This window comes from Colwellia sp. MB02u-10 (assembly GCF_014077185.1).
GTDB lineage: Bacteria > Pseudomonadota > Gammaproteobacteria > Enterobacterales > Alteromonadaceae > Cognaticolwellia.
Genome location: NZ_JACGVK010000117.1, coordinates 116,069 through 137,172, shown reverse-complemented (window position 1 = coordinate 137,172; position 21,104 = coordinate 116,069). Strand labels below are relative to the sequence as shown.

General features: G+C 38.8%; 15 protein-coding genes. 2 read left to right on the top strand and 13 right to left on the bottom strand.

Annotated features, from left to right (window positions below):
* Positions 1 to 150: 150 nt before the first annotated feature.
* The 6 genes from H4J59_RS09635 to fabB all read right to left on the bottom strand — a co-directional run bounded on the left by H4J59_RS09635 (position 151) and on the right by fabB (position 11,978).
* Positions 151 to 2,928, bottom strand: coding sequence for a hypothetical protein (locus tag H4J59_RS09635; RefSeq protein ID WP_182238891.1), 2,778 nt, complete (start codon positions 2,926 to 2,928; stop codon positions 151 to 153).
* Between the two features lie 503 nt (positions 2,929 to 3,431).
* Positions 3,432 to 7,208, bottom strand: a complete 3,777-nt coding sequence (locus H4J59_RS09630) for a FimV/HubP family polar landmark protein (protein ID WP_182238889.1) — start codon at positions 7,206 to 7,208, stop codon at positions 3,432 to 3,434.
* A 460-nt stretch (positions 7,209 to 7,668) separates the two neighbouring features.
* Complete coding sequence (locus H4J59_RS09625) at positions 7,669 to 8,694, bottom strand: aspartate-semialdehyde dehydrogenase (protein ID WP_182238887.1); 1,026 nt, start codon at positions 8,692 to 8,694, stop codon at positions 7,669 to 7,671.
* A 23-nt stretch (positions 8,695 to 8,717) separates the two neighbouring features.
* A complete protein-coding gene (locus H4J59_RS09620; RefSeq protein ID WP_182238885.1) occupies positions 8,718 to 9,836 on the bottom strand; it encodes a 4-phosphoerythronate dehydrogenase in 1,119 nt (372 codons plus the stop codon).
* 49 nt (positions 9,837 to 9,885) lie between these two features.
* Complete coding sequence (locus H4J59_RS09615) at positions 9,886 to 10,236, bottom strand: 5-carboxymethyl-2-hydroxymuconate Delta-isomerase (protein WP_182238883.1); 351 nt, start codon at positions 10,234 to 10,236, stop codon at positions 9,886 to 9,888.
* Positions 10,237 to 10,766: 530 nt separating this feature from the next.
* A complete protein-coding gene (fabB, locus tag H4J59_RS09610; protein ID WP_182238881.1) occupies positions 10,767 to 11,978 on the bottom strand; it encodes a beta-ketoacyl-ACP synthase I in 1,212 nt (403 codons plus the stop codon).
* Between the two features lie 170 nt (positions 11,979 to 12,148).
* Here fabB and mnmC point away from each other — a divergent pair, with 170 nt between their 5' ends.
* On the top strand, positions 12,149 to 14,164 hold the full coding sequence (mnmC, locus tag H4J59_RS09605) for a bifunctional tRNA (5-methylaminomethyl-2-thiouridine)(34)-methyltransferase MnmD/FAD-dependent 5-carboxymethylaminomethyl-2-thiouridine(34) oxidoreductase MnmC (protein WP_310733180.1): 2,016 nt from the start codon (positions 12,149 to 12,151) through the stop codon (positions 14,162 to 14,164).
* A 108-nt stretch (positions 14,165 to 14,272) separates the two neighbouring features.
* Here the strand turns inward: mnmC and H4J59_RS09600 are convergent, their stop codons facing one another.
* The 3 genes from H4J59_RS09600 to H4J59_RS09590 form a co-directional block, all read right to left on the bottom strand.
* Positions 14,273 to 14,545, bottom strand: a complete 273-nt coding sequence (locus tag H4J59_RS09600) for a YfcL family protein (RefSeq protein ID WP_182238879.1) — start codon at positions 14,543 to 14,545, stop codon at positions 14,273 to 14,275.
* A gap of 83 nt (positions 14,546 to 14,628) precedes the next feature.
* Positions 14,629 to 15,774, bottom strand: a complete 1,146-nt coding sequence (locus tag H4J59_RS09595) for an ATP-NAD kinase family protein (RefSeq protein ID WP_182238877.1) — start codon at positions 15,772 to 15,774, stop codon at positions 14,629 to 14,631.
* 96 nt (positions 15,775 to 15,870) lie between these two features.
* Positions 15,871 to 16,419, bottom strand: coding sequence for an elongation factor P hydroxylase (locus tag H4J59_RS09590; protein WP_182238876.1), 549 nt, complete (start codon positions 16,417 to 16,419; stop codon positions 15,871 to 15,873).
* 349 nt (positions 16,420 to 16,768) lie between these two features.
* On the opposite strand from H4J59_RS09590, the gene H4J59_RS09585 reads away from it, so the two are divergent.
* Positions 16,769 to 17,461 (top strand): helix-turn-helix transcriptional regulator, encoded by a 693-nt coding sequence (locus H4J59_RS09585; RefSeq protein WP_182238874.1) that lies wholly within the window; start codon positions 16,769 to 16,771, stop codon positions 17,459 to 17,461.
* Between the two features lie 201 nt (positions 17,462 to 17,662).
* Here the strand turns inward: H4J59_RS09585 and H4J59_RS09580 are convergent, their stop codons facing one another.
* Genes H4J59_RS09580 through H4J59_RS09565 form a run of 4 tightly spaced genes read right to left on the bottom strand, consistent with a single transcriptional unit; the run spans position 17,663 to position 20,824 of the window.
* Complete coding sequence (locus tag H4J59_RS09580; RefSeq protein ID WP_182238873.1) at positions 17,663 to 18,448, bottom strand: CsgG/HfaB family protein; 786 nt, start codon at positions 18,446 to 18,448, stop codon at positions 17,663 to 17,665.
* 4 nt (positions 18,449 to 18,452) lie between these two features.
* Complete coding sequence (locus tag H4J59_RS09575; RefSeq protein WP_182238871.1) at positions 18,453 to 18,869, bottom strand: curli assembly protein CsgF; 417 nt, start codon at positions 18,867 to 18,869, stop codon at positions 18,453 to 18,455.
* Positions 18,870 to 18,898: 29 nt separating this feature from the next.
* Positions 18,899 to 19,324 carry a curli production assembly/transport protein CsgE gene (locus H4J59_RS09570; RefSeq protein ID WP_259369464.1) on the bottom strand — a complete coding sequence of 142 codons (426 nt, stop codon included), beginning with the start codon at positions 19,322 to 19,324 and terminating at the stop codon, positions 18,899 to 18,901.
* A 45-nt stretch (positions 19,325 to 19,369) separates the two neighbouring features.
* Positions 19,370 to 20,824 (bottom strand): curlin, encoded by a 1,455-nt coding sequence (locus H4J59_RS09565; protein WP_182238869.1) that lies wholly within the window; start codon positions 20,822 to 20,824, stop codon positions 19,370 to 19,372.
* Positions 20,825 to 21,104: the final 280 nt, after the last annotated feature.

Here is a 21,104-nt window from a genome sequence, read left to right as displayed (position 1 = left end):
TTTAACCTCATATGAATGGCTGTCCATCAATAGGAAAAGCTGCTTATTCGCAAACTGTGAGTTAACGAGGCATTAAAGGTAATAACAAATGCCCTAATTAATGTTGCCGCCAACACGTATGTTGGCGGCAATGTTTAGATTATTAACAACTTATTCTAAACCTACAGTCCATCCTTGAGTCCAATCGTTGTCAGCAGTAACCGCACCTATATGGGTGGCATTATTGAAGAACGCATGACCGGTAAAGTCTTTAGCCGTTGTAGTATCGTTAGTGAAGATACCGTTAACCACATCGGTCATACTAGCGGCGGTACTGTTATCAAGATTACTGTTTAATACCCAATCACTGGTGTTTAATAACACTGAACCATCGGCCGCTTTTGCATTTTTGAAATTCTCGCTACAAGCAAATACTGAGTTAGCAATCACTGTTTCGCCCGCAATGGCTTGGTCAACCGTCACTGAAGAGGTATTGCCACCTTCAATTTCAAAACACTCACCCATATCTGCTGTGCCAGTTACCACAAAGTTAAAAAGCTGAGCTTTAGTGCCTTCGCGTAAATAAACCCCTTCAGAGTCACTTGACGTACCTTTAAAGTTATTGCCGATAATAGTCATGTTGGCGATCGTTGGATTAGACTGTGGCAGCTTACTTGGATTTGAACCGTCGTTATCCGCTTCAATACCACGATTTGCTGGGCCATTGTCTGGATTTGCTTTTACCAAGACATATTGCAGATTACCGCGAAAACCATTATCCCAATCCAAAGCATCATCTTGGTTTGAGGTTAATACTAAGTATTTCGCATTAACTGTGCCACCAAAGAACTCAACACCATCGTCAGCGTTGTCGTTAACTTGCACGTATTCAACCGTTGTGCCTGAGCCAACACCACCAAAGGTGATACCGTTCAATTCGTTATCTGGCGCAATTTCAAAACCCGCGTGATTAACCACTACATAACGCAAAGTTCCCGAACTATCGCTGTCATCGCTGCCACCAAATACAGCACCTTCTTCAGCGCCTTCCACTTGTAATGAACAGGCACTACCATCGGTAGGACACTTATTGGATTGGGCATTACCTAACAAGACTAAACCGCCCCATTGCCCCGCTGATGTCGCTTCTCCTTTAAGATCTTCACTTGAAGTGAAGGTAATGGGCTTGCTTTGACTGCCGTTAGCTTGAATTTTTGAATCACGGCTAACGACTAAATAGTCAGCACCTGAACGGCCATAAATAGTCGTACCTGCTTCTATGGTTAATACCGCAGAATCCGCTTTGTCGTTACCCACAAATACTGGACCATTTAATGCGTAAACATTTTTAGCCGTTAAGGTTAAATCTGCAGTAAGGTGACCTGTGAGTTGACAGGTGGTTGTGACGCCGTCGATAGGAGAAATGGCGGTAGTACCTGTTGGACAACCTTGTACTTCTGCTGCGGCGGTAACTACGCCACCACCAAAACCAAATGCCCAGCCTTGACGCCAATCATTAGTGCTTGATATCGCGCCAATATAATCCACTGAGTCAAAAAAGCCGTCTTGAGTGTTTGCTACATTTTGACCTGTACCAACTAAGGGTGAATTGCTATCAGGCTGACCGCTTTCATCTAACAATATAGATGTACTGATACTGTTTGAAGACTCAGCCAAGAACCAAGCTTCAAGGTCTAACAGCACTGAACCGTCAGCTGCTTTTGAGTTTTTAAAGTTTTCACCGTTGCTACAAGCCATCACCACGTTTTGCATGACTATTTTGGCGCTATTGGCATTATCAACAGTCACCGATGTGGTGCTGCCGCCTTCAAATTCTAAACATTCACCCATCTCGCTTGGGCCAGTAACGACAGTATTGAATATTTTTGCTGCGGTGCCTTCGCGTAAATATATACCTTCAGAGTCGTTAGCTGTGCCTTTGAAATTATTACCAATAATGGTTAAATTTGATAAGGTTGGATTAGATTGTGGTTCGATGGCAGGATTTGAACCATTATTGTCTGCTTCAATGCCGCGATTGCCTGGGCCTGAATTTTTGTCTTGTTCAATATAAGCAAACTGAATTTTACCCCGAAAACCATTGTCCCAGTCGATACTATCGTCTTGGTTGGCAGTTAACACTAAATGTTTAACTTGCACTGCACCACCGAAAAATTCAACACCATCATCTGCGTTTGAGTGCACTTGCACGTAATCAACCGTGGTACCTGAACCAACACCACCAAAGGTAATACCGTTTAATTCGTTATCTGGGGCAATTTCAAAGCCAGCATATTTTACGACCACATATTTCAATATACCTGAATTATCTTCCCAGTTAGTACCACCAAATACCGCGCCTTCTTTAGCGCCTTCAACTTGCAATGAACACGCGCTGCCATCCGTTGGACATTTGTTTGTTGGTGCATTACCTAACAGCACTAGACCACCCCATTGACCAGCGGCTGTCGTTTCACCGATAACATCTTGCAGTGAGGTAAAGATAATAGGTTTTGTATTAGAGCCTTGTGCATCAATTTTTGCGTCGCGATGAATAACTAAATAATCACCACCTGACTGACCAAATAATACTATCCCTGGCTCGATAGTTAAGGTTGCACCCGCTTTGACTTCTAACGGACCACTAATCGCATAAAAAACCGGTGCACCATTGGCAGAGGCAACAAGCGTCATATCTTCGCTAATTTCACCATTTAAGGTTTGTACGTTGACATCAAAACCAATGACTTGAGAAACTTGACCACTCAAGGCAGAGTTAGTTTTGCCAGGTAAAGCCACATTAACAGGACTGCTTGGCGCTGGATTATTGATCACATTGTCTCCAGCGGAATTATCAACATCGGATGATAAATTAATATCTCCACCACAACCGGTTAATATTAGCGCGCCTGCAATGGTACTTATTTTGAATAGGTTTTTTATGTGCATCTAGCTCTGCTCCGTAGAAAGTAGTTGAAAAAATGTAATAGTGAATAAATTATTTTCGCTATCGTACGGTTGATAAATGACAGCAATGCGTTATTTTTGTGTACTTAATGTGACAGCAATATGACTGTCAAAGAGGAAAGTGAATACATAGCGGCTGAACGGGACGGGACAGAACGGAAAAAGATAGTTCAACAGGAGCTGTTATAGCAATTGAACCATTTTATTGGTCATTTAATGGTGAACGTCTGACAATCGACACCTAGCCAAGTTTTACATTCCAAGGTACCAGTGGATCAATATCAGTAGGGTTTTGACTTAGTTGCTCTGCTGTGTACATTCATATAATTTATCTATTGGCGCCAGGATTAGTTTCCTCATGGGCTTTAAGGTAAGAGTTTAAAAGGCTGTATGCCTGTTATTGATGCAATGGCTCTGCCGATACAAGGATCAAAAAAGGCTGCAAATTGCAGCCTTTTTACCCAAACTAAAATACTATATCTTAGTTAGTCTTTTAGCTTGTCTAATAATCGCTGTGCATCAGATTGTTGTTGTGCATCACCCTGTTTAATAACATCGAGTAAAATCACTTCGGCGTTATCGTCATCACCAATCTCAAGATAGACCTTAGCCAAATCTAATTTTGCCGCAATACCATTGTCATCATCAATATCGTCTTCGCTGACATCACCTGAAAATTCAGGGAATTCATTCAGACCGACATCAATATTCATTTTTTCATAAGGTTCACTTGGCTCACCATCTGATAGACTATTGAACAACAAAGAATCTACAGAAATAAAATCTTTATCTACAGTTTTATTATCTGAATTATCTTTTGCTAGCGCTGTGTTTTCCTCAACTGTCTCTAGGTGATCACCTATGTCTAAGTCATCACCTATGTCAAAGTCATCACCTATGTCAAAATTATCATTAACTTCAACATTATTATTAACTTCAACATTATCACTAGCAGGTTGACTACTTTCTTCTTCAATATTTGCTAATAAGTCATCAAAATCTAAGTTATCAAGCTCTTTCATACCATTAACTTCTTCAGCGTTGCTCTTTGTAGTTTTTTTAGCCGCGCTCGGTGCTGTGTCATCATTACTAGAAAGTAAATCAGCTAAGACATTGCTATCAGTAAAATCTGGTGATAGTTCCACCCTATCATCACTATCTTTTTCATCCTTGAGCAAGTTTGCTAAAGTTGACTCGTCGAAGTCGTCAGATGATGCTGGTAAAGTTTCTTCATCAGTCGCGCTGCTAGCTTGTTCGGCGACTTTATTTTCAGTATTTTCACTGGATAAATCACTAACCAATTCGCTATCAGATTTATTATCAAATTCTTTATCAAATAATGTAGTATCAAGAATATCATCACCAATATCTAATGGTGCGTCACTCGCTTCAGGCGTTTGGTTGACTTCATCAATCAGAGTATCAATATCGAAATCAAAATCATCTGAAATTTCTTCACTGTTGGCCGTTAAGTTTTCAGTTTGACTCTCTGTGTCAGTTTGACTCTCTGTGTCAGTTTGACTCTCTTTGGTTGTGTTTTTTTGTGGCTCAACAACCTCTGCTTCGTCAGTACTCTCATTCGACTGTTCACTAAAGTCAGTACCTAAAAATGATTGCACATATTCATCAGTAAAATTATTAATCCGTGCTATATTTTCATTATCCGATGGAGCTGAAGTATCAATATCGTCATTACTGATATCCTCACTTGCCAATGCTGTAGCCGGATTACTTGCTGTTGCATCTGGGTCTGATACTTCGCTGCTAGCTTCTTCACCCTTGCCATTTATTGAATCTAATAAGGCATCAATATCATCAGGATCTGATACTTCGCTGCTACCATCTTCATCCGTGTCATTTATTGCATCTAATAAGGCATCAATATCATCAGGGTCTGATACTTCGCTGCTACCATCTTCATCCTTGTCATTTATTGAATCTAATAAGGCATCAATATCATCAGAGTCTGATACTTCGCTGCTACCATCTTCATCCGTGTCATTTATTGCATCTAATAAGGCATCAATATCATCAGGGGCTGATACTTCGCTGCTACCATCTTCATCCTTGCCATTTATTGAATCTAATAAGGCATCAATATCATCAGGGTCTGATACTTCGGTGCTACCATCTTCATCCGTGTCATTTATTGCATCTAATAAGGCATCAATATCATCAGGGTCTGATACTTCACTGCTACCATCTTCATCCGTGTCATTTATTGAATCTAATAAGGCATCAATATCATCAGGGTCTGATACTTCGCTGCTAGCGTCTTCATCCTTGTCATTTATTGCATCTAATAAGGCATCAATATCATCAGGGTCTGATACTTCGCTGCTAGCGTCTTCATCCTTGTCATTTATTGCATCTAATAAGGCATCAATATCATCAGGGTCTGATATTTCACTGCTACCATCTTCATCCGTGTCATTTATTGAATCTAATAAGGCATCAATGTCATCGGGATCTGATACTTCATTAGTTTCTTCTGGTGCAGTATCTTCAACTTTTGGGTTATTACCTGCTAACGTATCACTTTCATCATTTATCGGGTCTAGTAGTGCATCAATATCATCGGGGTCTGATATTTCATTAGTCTCTTCTGCTGCAGTATCTTCAACTTTTGGTTTATTGGCTGCTAACGTATCATTTTCATCATTTATCGAGTCTAGCAGTGCATCAATGTCATCGGGGTCTGATACTTCATTAGTCTCTTCTGGTGCAGTATCTTCAACTTTTGGTTTATTGCCTGCTGACGTATCACTTTGATCATTTATCGCGTCTTCTAATACATCAATGTCATCAGTGCTTGATACTTCACTTGTCTCTTCTGGTGCCGTATTTTCAGGATCTGATACTTCACTTGTATTTTCACTGACGGTATCCAACAAAGCGTCAACATCTTCTGGCTCGTTCAGGGTTTCAGTGTTGTCACTTGCTGTTGACTCATTTTTCGTACTTTCAGCACTCTCAGCCAATAGACTATCTAATTCACTTTGATCAATTTGGTCTGAATCAAGCTTGGTATCATCGTCCGTACTGGGTTCGTCTTCTAATCCTGCAAACAAGGAGTCTAAATCGCCTTGGTCTAACTGACCACCTTCTAAGGCTTCACTTTCAACAATGTCATCATCTAAAGAAATAGTTTCCGAGTCAATGTCTAAAGAAATATCTTCGAGCTCGTCTAAATCATCTAAATCGTCGGAAAATAAATCATCATTACCTTCATCATTCTCTGATAAATCTATTGATAATTCATCGTCGAGTGAAAGTTCATCAAGCGCTAATTCATCGTCTACACTTTCAGGCTCTTGCTCATTTATCGGTTTAGTTGTCGGTTCAACGGTTTTTTCTTTCTTTGTAGGCACAACATTTTCGCCACTAGCTCTGGCTTTACGTCGGTATAAAAAAGCTAAAAATGACAACACTAATATCGCGGGTAAGGTTGCCATTAATACAACAAACCATGTACTTGACATCAAGCTACCTTCTTCGAGATCAGCTTTTTGTTTTTCTAATAATAAAGCTTGCTCTCTAGCTTCAGCTTTTGCCAGTAAGGCTTGTTGCAGTGAAATCATATCGTCCATCTGCACTTTTATTTCTTTGCTTTTAGCGACTTCGTTCTGCATAACACCCAGTTGGTCAGTAAAGCTAGTAAGGCGTTGACGTAATACTTCATTTTCTTTTAATAAACTTTGTAAGCCATCGATTGAGTCTAAAACATCATTCTGAATGGTGGCGAATCTTTGCTGTTGAGAACTATCTATCGCTTGTAACTGCACATTGATTTCTGATTTGGCATCATCTAAGTCTTTTTTATTAACCGAGGTTTCTTCTGACGGCCGCACTTTATTAGGGGCTACTTTCAGCACTTTCTTTTGCCAAGCTTTATCATCACTAAGTGATTTTTGTTGTGCGCCTTCAGGGTTAATGGCTCTCATTGCTGCAATTGAGGGGATTTTTAAATACTGACCACTGATCATGTGATTTAAATTTTTATCTTTAAAAGAGTCAGGATTATTTTCATACAGTGCTTGCATCACTTGATAAACAGACAAACCCGAGTCTGGCCGCACTTGCAGCGCAATATTCCATAAAGTATCTTTACCTACAATCGGGCCATAACGGTCATAAGGAAAAGCATCTGTCGATTGTGGGCCACGAATACGTATACCGTCGTCAGCAGAAATAGGTAGACTAAAACAGCTAATGCTAATAATAAGTACCTGCCATAGGCACAGGCGTAACAATGTTTGCATTAAAATTTCCTATTTATAATAATTATGCGCCAATTCAATGACGGGACCAAGCTATGAGGTTTTAAAGCAAAAATTATTCCAGTTCTTAATCATTGCTGCTACGTAATTGGATAAATGCTCGCTAATTTTCACTATATTATCAAATTAACGCGACAATACTTATCTTATCGTTAATTTAATAAAAGTTAAATAATACCAAGTTGTAATACCAAGTTGTAATATCAGATTGATTGACTACCTGTTTATTTTTAAGGCTTAAAATTAACAACTACGGCGTTATAAAATTTATAAGGTCAATAACTGCTGACTAAATTTTATGCCTGGTATTTAGCTACTTTTCCTGATGAAAAGGTCATCATATATTTACTCAAATAGGTATAGTTACTCTAAAAACAAAAAACCCGACGTTTATGATAACGGCGGGTTTTCAAGTTTCTTTAGTAAAGCTATTACTTAGCGTTTAATACTCGCTAAGGTGCTCTTTAATTAATAACTCAGCAATTTGAACGCTGTTCGTTGCGGCACCTTTACGAACGTTATCGGCAACAATCCACATATTAATACCACTGTTGTGGCTAATGTCTTCACGAATACGACCAACAAAAGTTTCATCTTTACCGCTAGCATCAGTAATTTGCGTTGGAAAGTCTTCATCATTATGACAAACCACTATGCCTGGCGCTTTGCTCAGTAACTCTTTGACTTCTTCAGCTGAAATGGGTGAGTTGGTTTCAATATGCAGTGATTCACCATGACCAAAAAATACCGGTACGCGCACAGCTGTGGGGTTAACCATAACACTATCGTCGCCCAATATTTTCTGAGTTTCCCAAACCATTTTCATTTCTTCTTTGGTATAACCATTTTCAAGAAATACATCAATTTGTGGAATAACATTGAAAGCAATTTGACGAGAGAAATTTTTCGGCTCGACCGGTTTACCACACAATAAGTCTGCAGTTTGCTTGGCTAACTCGTCCATAGCCGCTTTACCACCACCAGAAACTGATTGGTAAGTACAAACATTAACCCGTGAAATACCTACGGCATCGTAGATAGGCTTTAATGCCACCATCATTTGAATGGTTGAACAATTTGGGTTAGCAATAATATTGCGGTTACGGTATTCAGCTAATGCTTGTGGATTGACTTCCGGTACGACTAATGGAATATCAGCGTCATAGCGAAACTCAGAGGTATTATCGATAACAATACAGCCATCATTAGCCGCTATTGGCGCATACTTTGCCGATATTTCACCGCCAGCCGAGAAGAAACCAATTTGTGCTTGGCTCCAATCAAAATTGTCGGCATCTAAAACTTCAATACTCTCACCCTTAAAGTCAATAAATTCACCCGCTGAACGAGCGCTCGCTAATGGGTAGAGCTTATTAATGGGAAAGTCGCGCTGTTCTAGTATTTCAATAATTGTTTTACCAACTAAACCCGTTGCCCCTAGTACGCAAACATCAAATTTCTGTGCCATGTTCCTCTCTCTTTTTATTCAGTTTATTTATTAAAGCCAAGCTGATGTGGCACATCTAAACTCAACGCGTTATTCAAGTTGACGGTTATTGACGAAAACTCCCGGCGAGTCGGGTAAGTTTTACGAATATGGTCAAATCCTTGAGTCTTAATTTGTTGACGAAAAATTGCATCGTCACGTCTAACATCGTATACCATTTTTACTAGCTGGTTTAGCAGTATTTCATCAAATTCTTTTTTTATTTCAATAGTGCTAATTGCCGATATCGGTAAAAAATCAGCCAGCTGCTTATTCGGCAAAATATCTAGCTGTCGGCATAATGCCTGATAGAGAATTTCTGTGCCACGAGCTTTTCCTTCTAAGCTATAACCAGCAATATGCGCGGTGGTAATGTCACAATACGCTATTAAAGCGGATAATATATTGGGTTCATTTTCCCACACATCTAATACAAGCTTTAACAGATGTCCTTGCTGCTTCATTTTCAATAAAGCAGCATTGTCGATAACTTCACCCCGACAAGCATTAATCAGTATTTGGTTAGCTTTAAATTGAGCTAATCGATCGGCATCCAATAAATGATATGTAGCATGTTTGCCGGTGCGAGTTAAGGGCACGTGTAGCGAAACCACGTCACAACTTAACGCTTGCTCAAGGGTAACAAAATTTCGTTTGTCCGCTGAGTTTTCAGCCAGTATAGGATCACATAAAACATGTTTAATATTTAAAGCCGTTAACTTCTCACTTAACCTTGAGCCGGTATTACCTGCGCCAACAATGCCGACGGTTAACCCTGATAAGGTGATTAAATATCGCTCCGCTAATACGACTAAGGCACTCAGAACATATTCAGCGACAGACACGGCATTGCAACCCGGTGCAGAAGAAAAGTTAACCGCTCGTTCGGTTAAGTAGTCTTGATCTATATGATCAACGCCAATGGTTGCTGTACCCACAAAACTTAAATTTTTATTATTTTGCAACAAGGCTTCATTGACTTTAGTGATTGAACGCACTAATAACACGTCGGCATCACCGATATCAGCTGCCGACAAATCGCGGCCAGAAAATGGTGTTAACACGCCTAAATCAGCAAAAAATTCCGCGGCAAACGGCATATTTTCATCATAAAAAATATTCATTTAGCGTTTCCAATTCATCAGGAAATCATAAAAACATGACGATAGGGTATTACCCCGTTAATGTGACTTTCTTAATATAACTTTCTTTTTCAATGTTGGTTACTTCAACCGTAATTACCGCCTCTTCAATACCCAAGCGTTCAAGTTGATTACTAACACTGTCAGTCAGGCTTTTACGTTGTGATAAATCACGCCCTGATAATATTTTTAAATTAACATGGACAAAGACTTGCTCAGCGCCAGGCAGATAAAAGTCATTATAAGCACATGCTCGGACTTTAATATCAGCTGCAGTAAATAATTCACTTTGGTTTACACCTTTATAAACAGCATGCATTAGCTGTTCTACGGGTAAACTTTCGATAATTTTTGCAGAATACTCAACAATACAATGAGGCATAATAGGCAGACACAATTAATAACAGACAAGATAGCTATTGTAACGAAAATCTAGGCTAAAAAGAATATCGATGGCTAGGTTATTTAGCCAATTTTCTAATATTTTAGGCTGAAGTATATTTTAGCAAGCTATATATGCTGACCTAGATCTAGGTCACTAGGCTAATGTCGGATTAGTGTAGGTGTAGTTTAGGAGTAATGACCAAGCACTATTAATGCAGTGGTGCCATGGATGTCGTTACTTAGCCTTTTTTGCAATCATAAAAGCGAATACCAATCTCACTAATTATCTGATCATTTTTACTGGTTAAAATAACCAACTACTGCGTATAAAGTAGACTACCTAATTAATGAAAATAACTATGCTTCGACATACAAAGATGTACTAATACCTAAAAAGCAGCATGTCTAAAAGCGACCCAATGATCGCACCATACCATTATCCTGAATATAAAAAGTACTGAATATAAAAAAGCCGCTAAAATTAGCGGCTTAATAAACAGTTTGGGCTAAAGCCCAATTAACGCGGTTTTATTTATACTTTTGCATAACCAGTGTCGCGTTAGTGCCACCAAAACCAAAGCTGTTTGACATCACTAAGTTCAGCTCCATGTCACGCTTTTCGGTAACTATGTCTAAGCCTTCAGCTTTTTCATCTAAGGTATTGATATTAATAGATGGCGCAACAAAGCTATGTTCCATCATCAATAATGAAAATATTGCTTCATGAACACCAGCGGCACCCAAAGCATGACCTGTCATGGCTTTAGTGGCACTAATGGCTGGAGAATTATCACCAAATACCGCTTGAATCGCACCAAGCTCTTTAACATCACCTACTGGCGTAGAGGTGCCATGGGTATTTAAATAATCAACTTTCGCGTCAACACCCTGCATGGCTTGTTGCATACAACGAATAGCGCCTTCACCACTTGGTGCCACCATATCAAAGCCGTCTGATGTTGCACCGTAACCCACAATCTCAGCGTAAATATGTGCACCACGCGCTAAAGCGTGCTCAAGCTCTTCAACAACAACCATGCCGCCGCCACCTGAAATAACGAAACCGTCACGGTCTGCATCATAGGTGCGTGAAGCTAGCTCAGGTGAATCATTGTATTTAGAAGATAACGCGCCCATGCCGTCAAACATCATCGCTAATGACCAATGAACTTCTTCACCGCCACCAGCAAATACCACATCTTGCTTACCTAATTGAATCAGCTCAGCCGCGTGACCAATACAATGCGCACTGGTAGCACAAGCCGAACTAATTGAATAATTAACACCTAAAATTTTAAACGGTGTTGCCAAACATGCAGAAATGGTGCTCGACATGGTTTTTGGTACTGCGTAAGGCCCAACGCGTTTAACGCCTTTTTCACGCAATGTGTCTGCTGATTTAACGACGTTTTCTGAAGAAGCACCACCAGAGCCCGCCACAATACCTGTGCGGAAATTTGAAACTTGATCTGGTGTTAATTTTGAATCTTTAATCGCTTGATCCATGGCTATGTAAGCAAAAGCTGAAGCTTCACCCATAAAGCGTAAAGCTTTACGGTCAATGTAATCTTTTACTTCAATATCAGGTTTGCCCCAAACTTGACTACGCAAACCCATTTCAGCAAAACTTTCAGAACGGGTAATACCTGAACGCCCTGTTTTTAACGACGCTAATACTTCTTCTGTATCATTACCAATACTTGATACAATACCTAATCCGGTGATAACTACACGTTTCATATTAATAACCATATTCAATTAAAAAATCTGGGCGTATCATACATACTTTTGCCCCCTATACTGGTCTGTCCAGCGTACACTTGTACACTGAATATTTTTATTTTATAACAATATATTGTAATAATAGATAAAATAACCTTTTTTTACCTCCAACGGAAGACGTTAATATTGTGATTGTTCAAACAAAGATTACCTTTAAGGATGACGGTTCACCTTATTCAAGCCAGTTTGAAGATATCTATTTTGATACCAACCATGGCACTAGTCAAAGTGAATGTATTTTTATTGATGGCAATAATCTTAAAGCAAGACTAGCCCAGTACCCAGAAAAATTTGTCATTGCTGAAACAGGTTTTGGTACAGGATTAAATTTTTTATTGACCCTAGCGGTATTTGACAAAATAAAATTAACCGCTCACCTACAAAATGCAGCGCCGGCTAAAGTGAGTGCTTTGCACTTTATTAGTGTGGAAAAATATCCCTTATCAAAGCAGCAACTGGCACAATCGTTAGCAGTTTTTCCGCAACTTAAAGAATATAGTCAACAACTTATTACACAATACCCTGAAAATTTTGATAAAGATATTACACTAAGTTTTCTTGAGGGTTCAGTCACACTACAGCTAATATTTAACGATGCCACGCAAGGTTTAGCTCAGCTAGGAAACGAGAAAGCAGTGCATCTTTCCAAGCAGGTTGACGCTTGGTTTCTTGATGGTTTTTCACCCGCCAAAAACCCTGAAATGTGGCACGAAGCGCTTTTTAAGCAAATCACCCGTTTATCAAAAGAGCAAGCAACGTTAGCCACCTTTACGGTATCAGGAAAAGTTAAACGCCAACTTGTTTCTGCAGGTTTTCGGGTTGAAAAGCGCCCTGCTATAGGTAAAAAAAATGAAATGCTTAGCGCGGTGTTTCAGCAAAATCCTCTTTCAGGTAAGGGTTATCAGCAACGCCCTATAGTAAATAAACCGCAACATGTCAGTATTATCGGTGGTGGTATAGCGTCAGCATGTGCCGCTTATGCCTTAACAAAAGCTGGGGTTAAAGTCACAGTATATTGCCAAGACTTCAGCGTTGCTCAAGGTGCATCGAGTAATAATATTGCCGCACTATACCCACTTATTCATCAAAAAGCCGATGATATTAGCCTATTTTATCAACAAGCTTTTGAGCAAGCACTCACTTATTATAAAAGTATCAGCGAGCAAGGATTTCACTTTGATCACGACTGGTGCGGCCTGTTAGAAATATCCTATAAACCCGCTTTAGCATTGCGTCAGCAACATATAGCAGACTCTAGTGTTTGGCCAAAAAGCTTAATTCATAGTGTTGATAAAAACCAAGCTAGCGCATTAGCAGACATAGCCCTTGATCATGGCGGGCTATTCTTCCCTAAAGCGGGCTGGATAGCCCCTGCTCAACTGGTAAAGCAAATATTTAAGGCGGCTGAATTAAGTCATCGCCTGCGCATTGAAACCGGTTGTAAAATTAATAAAATTAGCCAACAAGCTCAAGGAAAATGGTTACTACACAGCGATACAGATAATTATCCAGCCAATGTTATTATCTATTGTGGCGGCGCCCAAGGCATACCCTTGAACCTGATTGAGCAATTACCCTTAACCTCGGTACGTGGCCAAGTCAGTAATATGACCAGTAATGAAAAAATTGCCAAACTAGCCACCGTTATTTGCCATAAAGGTTATTTAACACCGGCGAATAAAAATCTGCACTGCATAGGGGCAACGTTTCAAAAGCACAGCTTTGATATCGACAACAAAGCCGAAGAAGACCAATTTAATCTTACTATGCTAGATAAATGCTTACCGGGTTTAACACAATGGCAAAGTACAGATATTTTCAGTAGCAAAGCGCGCTTACGTTGTATGACGCCAGATCACTTACCAATGGTAGGTGCTATGCCTGACATTAATGGCCATAAGCAACAATTCCCACACTTAAGTAAAGATAAACGTTGGCGCTATAATCAACAAGCACCCGTGATTGAAAATCTATATATGTTGACTGGATTAGGTGCGCGAGGACTTTGTACTGCACCCCTATTGGCCGATATTTTAACTGCTGATATTTGTGGTACACCCTATCCACTAAATAATGAACAGTTATTTAACCTGGCGCCAAATCGCTTTGTTATTCGAGACATTATTCGTCGTAAGTTCGATTGAGTAGTTCTACTTAAATCTAAAAAAAAAGCAGCTAATTCAACATGAAAAGCTGCTTTTTTTTCAAACTGACGGCAATAAAAGTTACGCTGTAAAACTTACGTTGTAAACTTACGCTGTAAAAGCCGTTTTTAATTCTAGCCAATAATCTTGTACAATTTGGTGATCTTGTGGCGTAAGCTCAGTACGAGCAACTTGTAGCTTCTCACTAATATTTATCGCTAACGTTTGCGTTAACACTTGTGACTCATCGCCATATTCACTGCTCGCTAAACTAATAAATCCTCTTAAATAACTCCCGGCAAATAGTTCATCGCCGCTAACATCTTGTGTAACTTGTTCATCTAAAAAGTGATATAACGCGGTAAGGTTTTCAAATTGCATACTTAATTCCAAATTCATGTAGACTCGTTTTTCAACTGCGTCTATTTTTAATATATTTACAGTTTTTTCGGCAGAGCTATTTATTATTGCGGACTAGCAACCGGATATAATACTTGATCATTATAACCTGTGATAACCGCCAAATAGCCCGACAAAACTATATCGAGTTCGCTGTCACCGGTGTCAGCAATTAAAGGCCTAGCTTGTAGCGCATTCAATTTTGCTTTTGTTGCGATAATAATAATATTTTCTTTACCTATAGCGCGAATAACACGTGGGCTCAATTGTTGATTACCGCGGCCAAATATATGACCTTGACCACCAATTAAGGTAATAAGCAGCTTAACTTTACCTTGTGCATAAGGCTGAATTAACTGCCAAAGCTGAGGTTCAGTCAAATCACTGGCGATTAAGGCTTGCTCGCTTATCGCATCGACGCCCAGTAAAGTATTTTCAAGCGCCAACTCTTCCATAACAAAAGCCGTGGTAGAGCCTGAGCCAATAATAAATAGCTCGTCATCCATTTTAGCGATAACATCCGCGGCAATATCTTGTAACACCAACTCATCCGACTCTATGCCACCGGATTTAACCGCTTGAATATAACGTAACTCTGATGGTACTTGCATTTCACCAAAGCGCTTTGCTTTTACTATGCCTTGGCGAAATAAACTTTCATCAATATCCATCACGTCAGCATCGGTTAAGCTCACTAATTGATTCGTTATCATCAATTCGACCACTCGCCCAGCCGCTTTAGGCGTAATAGCATAAACACCTGAATGAATTTTACAACCCGCAGGAATGCCCAATACCGGAAACTTGTCTTCAACAATATGGCAAACATTACGTGCAGTGCCATCACCGCCAGCAAATAACAGTAAATCAATATCTTTAGTGATTAATGCGGTAACTGCCTGCTCAGTATCAAGCTCGGTGGTAAGCCTATCTCCAAGCCTATTTTCAACTTTATATATCACTTGGGTGTTAAAACCTAACGCTTTAGCTGTATGCTCGCCCATATCGCCAGAAGCGGTATAAATAATGATATTTTCTTTGTAAGGTAGCAATATTTCTAACGCAAGTGTGGCTCTAGTGTTCGACTTTGCCATAGCGCCAAGCGCAATCGCTTGTTCAGCAATACCCATACCGTCGCTACCTTTTAATGCCACACTACCACCAATACCGGCAATAGGATTAATGACTAAGCCTAATTTAAATTGTTTCATTAATTAATCTCATAAATTTTCCGTCCATTTATTTCAAAGACACTGGTTCTGCTGAGGATTTAAATTTTAATGACATTACTTTCAAAAAAATTATTTTCAAAAACATTCATGGTCCGAAAATTTAAAATGCCCAGAGATTAAAGGCCAAGGCGTTTGATAATAATTTGTTAAAGCGATAATAAATGTTGCTGCATCGTTAGGAAAACCGTATTCAAGATAGGCAAGCACTTGTTGGTATACCTTAGCTTTAAATGCCACTCGGTCAGTTTCGCCGTTACCCAGCAGATTATCGCTAGAAACATCAAAAGCTTTTCCTGTAGCGACACATAACGCCCATTCAATGGCCTGCGGTTTAATCTCTACTTGCTCAAATGCTTGTTGTTGGCTTTGATCACGACCATCAGGAATATACCAATAGCCAAAGTCTTCTAATAATCGCCGCGAAGCCCCTGCCAAGCACCAATGAGAAACCTCATGTAACGCACTAGCATAATAGCCATGAGCAAAAATAATTTGATGGTATGAACATTTATCATGAACCGGTAAATAGAGCGGTTCACCATCCCCTTTTATTAATCGAGTATTATATTTTTCTTTAAAAGTGTCTTCAAAAATGCAGATTAAATCATTAAAACAATGTTTCATGAAAGCCAAATATATTAAGTTAGTTATTAATTACTATCACGCCAAGTATCGCATAACTTACTCTAATAAATCAGGAAAGTCATGCCCGTATATCACCCCAAAAAGCTAAAAACAAAATAGCTCTAGGATAGACATAGATAAACTAACGGCGTATATTATTGATTGTAAAGTTAATGTAAATATATAATTAAAAGTAAAAAACTTATCTTTAAGCAATGAATTGTAAAAATGTGAATTATAATTTAATTCACAACTAAATTTCAAGCAGCTAGTATATATTATCACTATGTTAGTAAATAGTTTAGCAAGTGAGTTTTACAATTATGGTTAGCAATTCGGAGAGTTAATTATGTCAACGGATATGACAAAACTACGTGCGTTTATACTGACTTCAACAGTTGATATAGCAGGGGAATCACACTTAACGCTGCTCAATCGCTTCACTGGCTTAATCAAAGCCTGTAATATTAATATTGAGATAGGGAATAAACTTCCTGATAAATCAGAATTACTTTCATATCAATTTTTGCTAATCGACTTATTGGATTATCAAGTAGGAAAAGGTTTACCCACTAACATTACAGCGCTTGCCGCTAATAATACCACCATACTGTTTAATGCTACCGACGGAATAACCTGTGAGAAAACTGCCTTACTGTCCAATGTAAAAGGCGTATTTTATACCAAGGATCGACCTGACATCATATTAAAAGGTTTTGACGCTATCATGAAAGAAGAGTCTTGGTTTAAACGCACGACCATGAACAAAGCCATTAGCGACTTATTAAGAAACAACAAAATTCAGCAAACTAAACTTTTTGATGACAACACGGATATGATTTTTCCTACGTTAACCAAGCGAGAAAGAACAATCATCGGCTTAGTTTCTAGAGGCGCTCAAAATAAAGAAATAGCAGAACAACTCAATATTAGTCCCAATACGGTAAAAACACACCTCTACAGTATTTTTCGAAAAACCAGCTCACGAAATCGTATTGAGCTTATTAGTCGAACACAACGTTATACAGCTACACTTAATTAATAACCTGAGTTAATAACCTGAGTTAATAACCTGAATTTTTAAAATACAAACTGTCCCATCATCCAATATATTTACAGATTTCATCACGGGATAAATAAGATTAACACTTTTACAATAATAAATGGGTGAGTGTGCTCAGTTCTAAATGTGTTCTCACCTTTAGAACTTAATAATAAAAAAGCAAACATACACTGACATCAGCTAAGTATCAGCTCGCCAGACTTTGCGCTTAATTCCTTTCACCACCAATTCCGTAATAGCTTTTTCAATCGCTTGCTGCACACAAACATGCATGGGTTCATTTTCACTAAAACCACCTTCAGCTTCAGCTAAACGCTTAAAGCTGACATAGCGGAAAAATCCAGCTCGTACTTCTTGACTCAAGACCTTTTTATTAGTGGATACCGACACCAGAACTTGTCCAGTTCGAACATCAACCGCACGTAAATACACAGTGATCTGATCTTCACGATAAAGCTCTGAAGCACCAATACCAAAATATTCCGCACCAAAACCACCCGTTTTAGTATTAGAGTCATAGCTGATAATACCGCCTTCAAGTAGTATTTTAGCTGTGGTCAAAGGAGGTAATTCAATATTTTCTGTGGCTTTACTTGCTTGATTTGCCGCACGGGTAATTTTTCGCTCAGTTAATACATTTTGTAGACCTTCACGCTCTACCGGCAAGAACCAGTCAGAATCACTTAATGCTTGCATTAGAATAGACGTTGCTCCTTGCGTTACCGCAGTAGAAAATGAACTGACATTCGCCTGTGGTTTGTATTGCCCTGTTTGGTCACGATAAGAATATACCGACACAGGTATGGCACCTTTAGGCTTAGGCAGCGACTTTAGTTCTTTAAAGCTTTCAAGTGGCGTCATCTTTGTTGCTAACGACTGCTCTGGCGGAAATAAGTTACTCGCGGTATCCAGAACACTACAGGCCGACAAGAAACTGACAAGACTCACGATTATAATTTTTTTCATTTATTCATCCAAACTTCGGTATTTCAATTATTGTTATTTTTCCCGTCAACAAATCAGTAATTTCTATTGTAATTGCATCACTGTTCGCAGATAAAATATCAATTTGATAGTCACCACTAATAAAGCTCTCGTCTTCACCAATATTTAGGTTGGTATTTTCACCTAAGACCGTATCTTTATATTTACTGACAATATCACTGAGGGTTGCACGCTCTAATGCGTCTGATACTTTTTCTTCAAAGCTTTGTTCACTCCGTGTTGCTGTATGTTTATTTTGCGCTTGTGCTTTGCTTAACAAAAAACCACCGTTTGACGCGCTACCTCCAAAACTGGGATTAATGGGTGTGTAAACTAATTCTGTACTTAACGCATAATTACTTAAGCTAAGATAAACCACCAACACTAAAATTAATTTCTTCATTGTTACTGCCTTTTAATTACCAACCATTGCTACCAACCACTGCTAGCCATATCTATACTGTCTTGGTTATATTGAGTTTTCGCCATAGCATCAATCAAGATAAATATAGCTTGCTCCACTTTATTTTGAACGGGTGATTGACGACGGCCAAAATAAGTAACATAAATAATGCGACCATTGAGTAATAAGCTAAGTTTAGTACCCGCCATCGGCACAATTTGCTCAATTAATTGCGCATTTATGCCTTGCGTATTTGGTATGTCACGCCATAACTGACTAAATTTAAAATAAAAATCATGACCTAAACGACTCTTAGTGTTATCAAGTAATAGGCCCCCTATTTCGACTTCTTCAACTTCGTTAGTGGCGTAAGACATAGGAGTAGATAACAAGGAGAGTGTTACCATACAAAAGCAGATATATTTAGACATATCATGAGACATATAATGAGACATAAAAAGGGGCTTTAAGCCCCTTATTAACTTATAGAATATAAGCAATTATTGCTGCACAATTACTGCCGCATTCCAATCACCTACTTGTGTGATTGAAACAGAACCAGAATCACTAATAAATGAACCTTCAACAATGTTACCATTACCAAATTGGCTGACATTAAAAGCGACATTAGTACCGCCAATTAGCATAGTGTCCCCCCCTTCGCCAGTGATTAAGTTTTCATTACCTATTTGCTCAATATTAATGTCATGATTACTACCTTCAACTAAAATATCTAATGAGTTCAACTCACCGCTTTGGGCAATATCAATGGTATTAGTATTGCTACTAATCATCGTACTTAACATAACCACGGCGTCGTTAGCATAACCTGTTTGCGCGATTTCAATGTCATTTTCGCTGGTAGTCAACTCATTATTGTCAACTGAAGCCTCTAAAATGACGACGTTTTCATCGCCTGATTGCATCACGTCAATGTCATTGTCGTTACCATTAAAGTTAACCACGTGGCTTTCATTTAAGTTACCTATTTGTACTGATGAGTATTCGTTATTAACACCGATAGCGCCAATATAACTAATGTTACTATCACCTACTTGCAGGTAATTAAACTCATTATCATCACCGATAGCTTCAAAAGTAGCACTGTTATCACTACCGTTTTGCATAATATCTGTTGAGTTAGCTATACCCGCATAAATACCTGATTCAGCAGTATTGCGGTCACCTTCTTGATCAATAGAGATTTCATTTTCATCGCCATCAACTGATGCAATAGTCACCTGATTACGATCACCATCTTGTTCAATAGCCAATTCGTTAGCATTACCTGCAATCGCTGAAATATTTATCACATTCCAATAACCATCTTGAGTGACTTCAGCCGCATTGAAGTCACCCACTATGCTTCTAAAATAAGCTTCATGCCATTCGCCGTCTTGTACAATGTCGAGATCATTGTTAACCCCAACCATTTCGTTATTAAATGCCCAATGACCACCTTCAGCTTGATCTATAGCAATAAAATTACCATCGCCTAGCACTTGGTTAATCACACGGTTACCAATACCCAAATAACCCGCACCTAATTGAGTCACTTCGATGCTGTTGTCATTACCTGTAACCTTGTTATCTGTTTCGTTAATATCACCATTTTGTTCAACGAACAGCAGATTATTATTACCCGTATAAGAACCAAGAGCTAAGTTATCACTGCCAATTTGAATAATTTCAGTGATATTGCCTTCACCAATAACAGTAAAGCTGTCACCGTTAAAGTCACCTTCTTGCATAACAGCCGTTTCGTTACCTTCATCAACACCTTCAGCAGAGGTCTGAGATATAACAATGACATTGCCTGAGGCACTCACCATTAAATCGGATTGAATAATAGTGCTTTCAGTTTCTACTTTTGTTTCTTCAACAGCAAAAGCGCTTTGGTTTAGTCCAAGTGCCATAAAGACAGCACAAGCAATTAATGATTTATTAAGTTTCAAAATATATCCCTATTTTTGTTTTATATGAGTAAAAATTTAACCCATATATATTATTAATGGATAAGCAGCTTACTTTTCTTATCTGTAGTAGCGTTTTGTATTCCCATAGTAGTTTTGAAAATAATACGAATACTATTATTAAAAAAACCAGTAATTTTATTAAAAATTTTTGCAGTGAGATTTTGAAGTACCAGCTTTATTTGTCTCACTTCACTTAACTGGTTTTATTGGAGTAGCGCTATCATTAGTAAATTTGCAGATTACATCAATAGATAAACCA